Origin of the sequence: Microbacterium sp., from assembly GCF_035277845.1 — a bacterium.
Classification (GTDB): Bacteria; Actinomycetota; Actinomycetes; order Actinomycetales; family Microbacteriaceae; genus Microbacterium.
Map to the genome: position 1 here is coordinate 1 of NZ_DATEJS010000188.1, position 7,389 is coordinate 7,389.

8 protein-coding genes and 1 pseudogene are annotated in these 7,389 nt (G+C 71.1%); 8 read left to right on the plus strand and 1 reads right to left on the minus strand.

Annotated features, from left to right (window positions below):
• From VJR25_RS07980 to VJR25_RS07995, 4 genes and pseudogenes are all read left to right on the plus strand, one after another.
• Window positions 1–392: pseudogene (locus tag VJR25_RS07980) on the plus strand (hypothetical protein); the annotation flags it as partial.
• Window positions 389–1,690: a histidinol dehydrogenase gene (gene hisD, locus VJR25_RS07985; protein WP_324114337.1), complete on the plus strand. Its 1,302-nt coding sequence runs from the start codon at window positions 389–391 to the stop codon at window positions 1,688–1,690. The pseudogene VJR25_RS07980 and the gene hisD, both read left to right, overlap by 4 nt.
• A 10-nt stretch (window positions 1,691–1,700) precedes the next feature.
• Window positions 1,701–2,183 (plus strand): transcriptional regulator NrdR, encoded by a 483-nt coding sequence (gene nrdR / locus VJR25_RS07990; protein WP_324114339.1) that lies wholly within the window; start codon window positions 1,701–1,703, stop codon window positions 2,181–2,183.
• A gap of 11 nt (window positions 2,184–2,194) precedes the next feature.
• A complete protein-coding gene (locus VJR25_RS07995; protein WP_324114341.1) occupies window positions 2,195–3,223 on the plus strand; it encodes a quinone-dependent dihydroorotate dehydrogenase in 1,029 nt (342 codons plus the stop codon).
• Between the two features lie 69 nt (window positions 3,224–3,292).
• On the opposite strand, the gene VJR25_RS08000 is transcribed toward VJR25_RS07995, so the two are convergent.
• Window positions 3,293–3,877 (minus strand): DUF3043 domain-containing protein, encoded by a 585-nt coding sequence (locus VJR25_RS08000; protein ID WP_324114343.1) that lies wholly within the window; start codon window positions 3,875–3,877, stop codon window positions 3,293–3,295.
• A gap of 48 nt (window positions 3,878–3,925) precedes the next feature.
• On the opposite strand from VJR25_RS08000, the gene VJR25_RS08005 reads away from it, so the two are divergent.
• The 4 genes from VJR25_RS08005 to VJR25_RS08020 form a co-directional block, all read left to right on the plus strand.
• Window positions 3,926–5,323, plus strand: a complete 1,398-nt coding sequence (locus VJR25_RS08005) for a dipeptidase (protein ID WP_324114345.1) — start codon at window positions 3,926–3,928, stop codon at window positions 5,321–5,323.
• Between the two features lie 33 nt (window positions 5,324–5,356).
• The gene (gene erpA, locus VJR25_RS08010; protein ID WP_324114347.1) at window positions 5,357–5,719 is read left to right on the plus strand and encodes an iron-sulfur cluster insertion protein ErpA; all 363 of its coding nucleotides are present in this window, start codon (window positions 5,357–5,359) and stop codon (window positions 5,717–5,719) included.
• Between the two features lie 190 nt (window positions 5,720–5,909).
• Window positions 5,910–6,815 carry a cytochrome c oxidase subunit II gene (gene coxB, locus VJR25_RS08015; protein ID WP_324114349.1) on the plus strand — a complete coding sequence of 302 codons (906 nt, stop codon included), beginning with the start codon at window positions 5,910–5,912 and terminating at the stop codon, window positions 6,813–6,815.
• Between the two features lies 1 nt (window position 6,816).
• Window positions 6,817–7,389: cbb3-type cytochrome c oxidase subunit I (locus VJR25_RS08020; protein ID WP_324114351.1), on the plus strand; the 573-nt coding region annotated here is incomplete at its 3' end.

Sequence of the window (7,389 nt, forward strand, 5' to 3'; positions counted from 1 at the left end):
GCTCGACGTCCTTGGCTGCTGCGCCTGCCCCGAGCCCCAAGCCGGAACCCGCGCCGGCGCCCGAGTCCGAACCGGCGCCTGCGCGGTCCCCCGAGCCGGAACCCGCGGCCGAGCCGGAACCCGCGGCAGAGGAGTTCCCCGCCGAGACCACGGTGATGGATGCTGCCTCCGCCGACGCGGACACGACCGCCGTCTCCACGGTGTCGCAGGCCTTCTGGGCGCTCGTGCCCGAGCAGCGGCCGGTCGTGGATGCCGCCGGCAAGACGCTGTTCTACGTCGGCCCCACCGCCTGGGCGCTCGTCATCGAGGAGCGCGGAGACGTGTTCGTCGTGCGCCACGAGGACGGCCGGGTCGGCTACCTGCGCGACGTGTCGGGGGTGACCCGCGGATGATGCGCACCATCGATCTGCGCGGCCGCACCCTGTCGCTCGCCGAACTGCTGGACTCCGTCCCCCGTGCCGAGGCCGCCCGCGCCGAGGCGTTCGCCGCCGCCGCGCGCATCGTCGACGACGTCGCGCGACGCGGAGAGGACGCCCTGCGCGAGCAGGCCGAGCAGTTCGACGGCGCCACAGGCCACGCCATCCGCGTGCCCGCCGCTCACCTCGAGGAGGCCCTCGAGACGCTCGATCCGGTCGTCCGCTCCGCCCTCGAGGCCGCGATCGTCCGGGTGCGCGAGGCCTCCGCGGCACAGGTGCCGGCGCCGTCGACCACCGTGCTCGCCCCCGGCGCCCGCGTGTCGCAGCGCTGGCAGCCGGTGCGCCGCGTCGGGGTGTACGTGCCCGGCGGCAAGGCAGTCTACCCGTCGAGCGTCGTCATGAACGTCGTGCCCGCCCAGGTGGCGGGCGTGCAGCAGGTCGCCCTCGCCTCCCCGCCGCAGCGCGAATTCGGCGGGCGGGTGCATCCCGTCATCCTCGCCGCGGCCCGGCTGCTCGGCGTCGATGAGGTGTACGCGATGGGCGGCGCCGGTGCGATCGGCGCCTTCGCCCACGGCGTGGCATCCCTCCGGCTCGACCCGGTCGACGTCGTCACCGGCCCGGGCAACAACTTCGTCGCCGCAGCCAAGCGCGCCGTCGCCGGCCGCGTCGGAACCGACGCCGAAGCCGGCGCGACCGAGATCCTGATCGTCGCCGACGACACCGCCGACCCCCGGCTCGTCGCCGCGGACCTCATCAGCCAGGCCGAGCACGACGAGCAGGCCGCCGCCGTGCTCGTGACCGACTCGACGGCCCTGGCGGACGCGGTCGCGCAGCAGGTCGAGGCCATGGCGGATGCCACCCGGCACCGCGAGCGGGTGAAGACCGCGCTCGCGGGCCCGCAGTCCGCGATCGTGCTCGTCGACGACCGGGCCACCGCGACGGCGTTCAGCAACGCGTACGCCCCCGAGCACCTCGAGCTGCACCTCGACGACCCCCGGCCGGAGGAGTTCGGCAACGCCGGGGCCGTCTTCGTCGGCGCGCACTCGCCGGTGAGCCTCGGCGACTACCTCGCCGGCAGCAACCACGTGCTGCCGACCGGAGGCCAGGCGCGGTACGCGTCGGGACTGTCGGCCGCCACCTTCCTGCGGCCGCAGCAGGTCATCGAGTACGACCGCGCCGCCCTGTCCGAGGTGCGGGACGCCATCGTCGCGCTCGCCGAGGCCGAGGCGCTCCCGGCGCACGGCGAGGCGATCACCGCCCGGTTCGAGGGGTGAAGGAGGCCGCATGCACTGCCCGTTCTGCCGCCATCCCGACTCCCGCGTGATCGACTCCCGCACGAGCGACGACGGCCTCAGCATCCGCCGTCGCCGGCAGTGCCCGCAGTGCGGGGGCCGGTTCACCACCATCGAGACCGCGAGCCTGTACGTCGTCAAGCGCAGCGGCGTGACCGAGCAGTTCAGCCGCGACAAGGTGGCCGCGGGCGTCCGCAAGGCCTGTCAGGGGCGCCCGGTGACCGATTCCGACCTGGCCGTCCTGGCGCAGACGGTCGAGGAGACCGTGCGGCAGACCGGCGCCTCGCAGATCGACACGAACGAGATCGGCCTGGCGATCCTCGGACCGCTGCGCGAGCTCGACGAGGTGGCCTACCTGCGTTTCGCGAGCGTGTACCAGGCATTCGAATCCCTCGAGGATTTCGAGGCGTCGATCGCGCAGCTGCGCGCCGATCACGAGCGGCCCGAATCGGCGTCGGAACCCGCAGCCGGGTAGCCTGTCGGACGATGTACCCGCTGCTCTTCCGCACCGTCCTCTCCCGCATGGACCCCGAGTCCGCCCACCACGCCGCCATGGTCGTGATCCGCGCTCTGGGGGTCCCGCCGCTGTCGTGGGCGGCGCGCGCGCTGACCCGCCCGGACGCGTCGCTGCACACCCGCACGCGCGCCCTCGGGCTCGACTTCGACTCGCCGTTCGGCGTCGCGGCCGGGTTCGACAAGGACGTGCTCGGCGTGCGCGGCCTCGCGGCCCTCGGATTCGGCCACGTCGAGATCGGCACCGTCACGGCGATCCCGCAGCCCGGCAATCCGCGTCCGCGGCTCTTCCGGCTCATCCCGGACCGGGCCGTGATCAACCGCATGGGCTTCAACAACAAGGGCGCCGAGGCCGCCGCGGTGCGCCTGCGGAAGCTCCGCCGCCGCGGCACGCGCATGCGGATCGGCGTGAACATCGGCAAGAGCCGCGTCGTCGAGGTGGCGGATGCCACGGCCGACTACGTGCGCAGCGCCACCCTGCTCGCCCCGCTCGCGGACTACCTCGTCGTGAACGTGTCGTCCCCGAACACGCCCGGCCTGCGCGGGCTGCAGGCCGTCGAGACGCTCCGGCCCCTGCTCGAGGCCGTGCGGGATGCCTGCGGGCAGACGCCGCTGCTGGTGAAGATCGCCCCCGACCTGCCCGACGACGAGGTCGTCGCGATCTCGCAGCTGGCCGTGGAGCTGGGCCTCGCCGGGCTCATCGCGACGAACACCACGATCGCGCGCGACGACCTCGTCACCGACCGGGCCGTGATCGACGCGGCCGGCGCCGGCGGCCTCTCCGGAGCGCCGCTGAAGGCGCGAGCGCTCGACGTGCTGCGGCTCGTCCGCGACAGCGTGCCGGCGGATTTCGGCGTCATCTCCGTCGGCGGCGTCGAGACCGCCGCCGACGTGCAGGAGCGGCTGGATGCCGGCGCGGACCTCGTGCAGGGCTACACCGGGTTCCTGTACCGCGGCCCGCTGTGGGCGCGCCAGATCAACCGCGGCCTCGCGAAGCGCTGACGACACGACGAAGGCCGCGCCGTTCGAGACGGCGCGGCCTTCGTCGTGCGCGGGAAGCGCCGGAGTCGATCAGGACGGGTACTGTCCGCGGCGCACCTGGGGCTTGGGAAGTCGCATCCAACGCATCTGGATGGTGCGCATCCCGCCGTACCAGCCGAGTCCCCGCTCGAGCTTGGCGTCGCCGAACTTGCGGCGCGCGGCGCGCTTGAGGCGCATGCCCGTGATCACCATGTCGATGATCACCAGGACGACGAAGCCCCAGAGCACGATCATGGCGTACTGCTGCACGGCCTGGGCGGGCGTGATCATGGTGACGATGACGAGGATCATCAGCGGCATCACGAGCTCGCCGATGTGCCAGCCGGCATCCGCGTAGTCGCGGGCGAACCGGCGCTGCGGACCGCGGTCCTTCGCCGGCAGGTACTTCTCCTCGCCGGCGGCCATGCCGATGCGGGCGCGTTCGCGCGCACCGGCCATCTCGGCCTTGCGCTGCGCCTTGGCCTCCTTGGTGTTGGCGACGAGGGGACGCTTGCGGGCGGCCTCCTGCTCGGCACGGGTGGGCGTCGGACGGCCCTTGCCGGCAGCGCTGCCGTCGTTCGAATTCGTCCCCTGCGACGAGGCGTCGCTGGACGCGGGGGCGGGTGTCTTGGCCACGATGATCCTCGGAAAGTCTGGTTGGGGTTCGCCTCTAAGATTACCCGCATGACTGTGGAACTGTCCCGTGCCGATGCCGTCCGCACCGCCGCCGAGGCCGGCGTGCCTGCCGCGCTGGCCGATCTCGGCCGGCTGGTGCGCATCCCCTCGGTGGCGTTCCCGGGCTTCGACCACGCCGAGGTCCGTCGCAGCGCAGAGGCCGTCGCGGCCCTCGCCGAGGGCACGGGCGTGTTCGACTCCGTGGTGATCCGCGACGCCGCCGTCCCCGGCACCGATGAGCGCGGGATGCCGGCCGTGCTGGCCACCCGCGCCGCGCGCAACGGACGCCCCACGATCCTGCTGTACGCCCACCACGACGTGCAGCCCGTCGGCGACGAGGCGCTCTGGGACACGCCGCCGTTCGAGCCGACGGTGCGCGACGGACGCCTCTACGGACGCGGCGCCGCCGACGACAAGGCCGGCGTGATGGCGCACATGGGCGCCATCCGCGCGCTGACCGAGGTGCTCGGCGACGACTTCGACCTCGGCATCAACCTCTTCATCGAGGGGGAGGAGGAGGCCGGCTCCCGCTCGTTCGCGCAGTTCCTCGCCGACAACGCCGACGCCCTCCGCGCCGATGTGATCGTGGTCGCCGATTCCGGCAACTGGGATGCCCGCACGCCCGCCGTCACGGTGTCGCTGCGCGGCAACGCGCGCTTCACCCTGCGCATCCGCACCCTCGAGCACGCCTCCCACTCCGGCATGTTCGGCGGTGCGGTGCCCGACGCGATGATGGCGGCCGTGAAGCTCCTCGGCACGATGTGGGACGACGACGGCGCGGTGGCCGTGGACGGCCTGCTGGTGCGGGATGCCGACACCCCGCCGTACTCGGAGGAGACCCTGCGCGACGAGGCCGGCCTGCCCGCGGGCGTCAGCCCCATCGGCCGCGACAGCATCCTCAGCCGCATCTGGAACAAGCCGTCGATCACCGTCACCGGCATCGACGCGCCGAGCGTCCGCAACGCGTCCAACACGCTCAGCCCCGAGGTCTCGGTGGTGATCAGCGCCCGCATCGCACCCGGCCAGTCGGCCCACGACGCCTACGCGGCACTGGAGGCGCATCTGCGTGCCCGCGCCCCGTTCGGTGCGGAGCTGGAGTTCACCGACGTCGACTTCGGCGACGGGTTCCTCGTCGACACGAGCGGCTGGGCGGTCGCCGACGCGCGAGCCGCGATGGATGCCGCCTACGGGGTGGCACCGGTCGACCTCGGAGTCGGCGGTTCGATCCCGTTCGTGTCCGATCTCGTGCGCGAATTCCCGCAGGCGCAGATCCTCATCACGGGCGTGGAGGACCCGCACGCGCGGGCGCACAGCCCCAACGAGTCCCTGCACCTGGACACCTTCCGGCACGCCCTGGTGGCGGAGGCACTCCTGCTCGAGCGTCTGGACGCGCGGGCCGGGGCGTAGACTCGTGAGCAAGTTCTGTCACGGAGGAGCATCATGACCGACACCGCCCTGTCGACCGAGACCACCACCGCGCACGGCGTCCAGCTGACCGACGCCGCGGCCGCGAAGGTGAAGAGCCTTCTCGAGCAGGAGGGTCGCGACGATCTGCGTCTGCGCGTCGCCGTGCAGCCCGGCGGATGCTCCGGTCTGATCTACCAGCTCTACTTCGACGAGCGGTTCCTCGAGGGCGACACCGCCGTCGAGTTCGACGGCGTGGAGGTCATCGTGGACGACATGAGCGTCCCGTACCTCGACGGTGCATCCATCGATTTCAAGGACACGATCTCGGAGCAGGGCTTCACGATCGACAACCCGAACGCCTCCGGCAGCTGCGCCTGCGGCGACAGCTTCCACTGACCCCAAAAACCTCTCGCGCGGCGCGTTTTCCGGGAGAAATCCGCTCCCGGAGCGCGCCGCATCCGCGCCCCGCGGGTGCCGTCCGATCGTCATCGAATCGTCACGCGCACCCTGGACGGCTGGCCGGAATCGGGTGAGAGGTTGCCCTAGACTGTCCTCTGTCGGACTTCCTGACCCGGAAAGGTGCATCGTGCACTCGAAACGTCGCCTCCGTTGGGCTGTTCTCCCCATCGGGCTCGCAACGGCCGTCGCTCTCGCCGGCTGTACGCCCACTCAGTTGCACGGGTTCCTGCCCGGCTTCGAAAACAGCCAGCCCGCGACGAACCGCACTGAGATGGTCTCCTCTCTGTGGGTGAACTCCTGGATCGTCCTGCTCGCCGTGGGAATCGTGACCTGGGGCCTCATGCTCTGGGCGATGGTCGTGTACCGCCGCCGCAAGGGCCAGACCGGCCTGCCCGTGCAGCTGCGCTACAACATGCCGATCGAGATCTTCTACACGGTCGTCCCGCTCATCCTCGTGATCGGCATGTTCGCGTTCACGGCTCGTGACCAGACGATCCTCGAGACGCAGAACGAGCACCCCGACGTCTCGATCACCGCGATCGGCAAGCAGTGGGCCTGGGACTTCCAGTACAACGGCACGCAGCCGGACAACTCCGACGCGGTGTGGTCGATGGGCGTGCAGGCCGTGCCGGATGCCGGCGGCAACGTCGACCAGAACAAGCTGCCGACGCTCTACCTGCCGGTGAACGAGTCGGTGCGCATCGACCTCGAGTCGCGCGACGTCATCCACTCGTTCTGGATCATCGACTTCCTCTACAAGAAGGACCTCTACATCGGCCGCGACAACTCGTGGTCGTTCACGCCGACCCGCGAGGGCACCTACCAGGGCAAGTGCGCGGAGCTGTGCGGCGAGTACCACTCGGCGATGCTCTTCCGCGTGAAGGTCGTCAGCCAGGCGGAGTACCAGGCTCACCTCGACGCGCTCCGGGCTGAGGGCAACACGGGCGACATCACCAAGGAGTACAACCGACTCCACAATGACCCGGGCACGGCGGGCAGCCCCACCGGTCCCACCCAGGAGGGCAGCAACTGACATGGCGACTTCGCTTCCGCTGCAGGGCGAGTCTTCGGGCCGCTCCACGACCCTGCCTCCCCGTCAGGCTGCGCTGCTGAGCGCATCCCGCACGGGCGAGAAGGGCAACATCATCGTCAAGTGGATCACCTCCACCGACCACAAGACGATCGGCTACATGTACCTCATCGCCTCGGTGATGTTCTTCATGCTCGGCGGCGTGATGGCACTGATCATCCGCGCCGAGCTGTTCGAGCCGGGCATGCAGATCATCCCGACGAAGGACCAGTTCAACCAGCTGTTCACGATGCACGGCACGATCATGCTGCTCATGTTCGCGACGCCGCTGTTCGCCGGCTTCGCGAACGCGGTGCTGCCGCTGCAGATCGGGGCGCCCGACGTCGCGTTCCCGCGTCTGAACGCGTTCGCATTCTGGCTCTTCCTGTTCGGGTCCACGATCGCCACCGCCGGGTTCCTCACCCCGCAGGGCGCCGCGGCCTTCGGCTGGTTCGCGTATCAGCCCCTCGCCGACGCCACGTTCTCACCTGGTGCGGGCGGCAACCTGTGGTTCATGGGCCTGGGCATCAGCGGGTTC

Excerpts from the sequence above, each read along its gene's own strand:
- hisD (WP_324114337.1), top strand. The coding sequence starts at position 389 with ATGATGCGCACCATCGATCTGCGCGGCCGCACCCTGTCGCTCGCCGAA.
- nrdR (WP_324114339.1), top strand. The coding sequence starts at position 1,701 with ATGCACTGCCCGTTCTGCCGCCATCCCGACTCCCGCGTGATCGACTCC.
- VJR25_RS07995 (WP_324114341.1), top strand. The coding sequence starts at position 2,195 with ATGTACCCGCTGCTCTTCCGCACCGTCCTCTCCCGCATGGACCCCGAG.
- VJR25_RS08005 (WP_324114345.1), top strand. The coding sequence starts at position 3,926 with ATGACTGTGGAACTGTCCCGTGCCGATGCCGTCCGCACCGCCGCCGAG.
- erpA (WP_324114347.1), top strand. The coding sequence starts at position 5,357 with ATGACCGACACCGCCCTGTCGACCGAGACCACCACCGCGCACGGCGTC.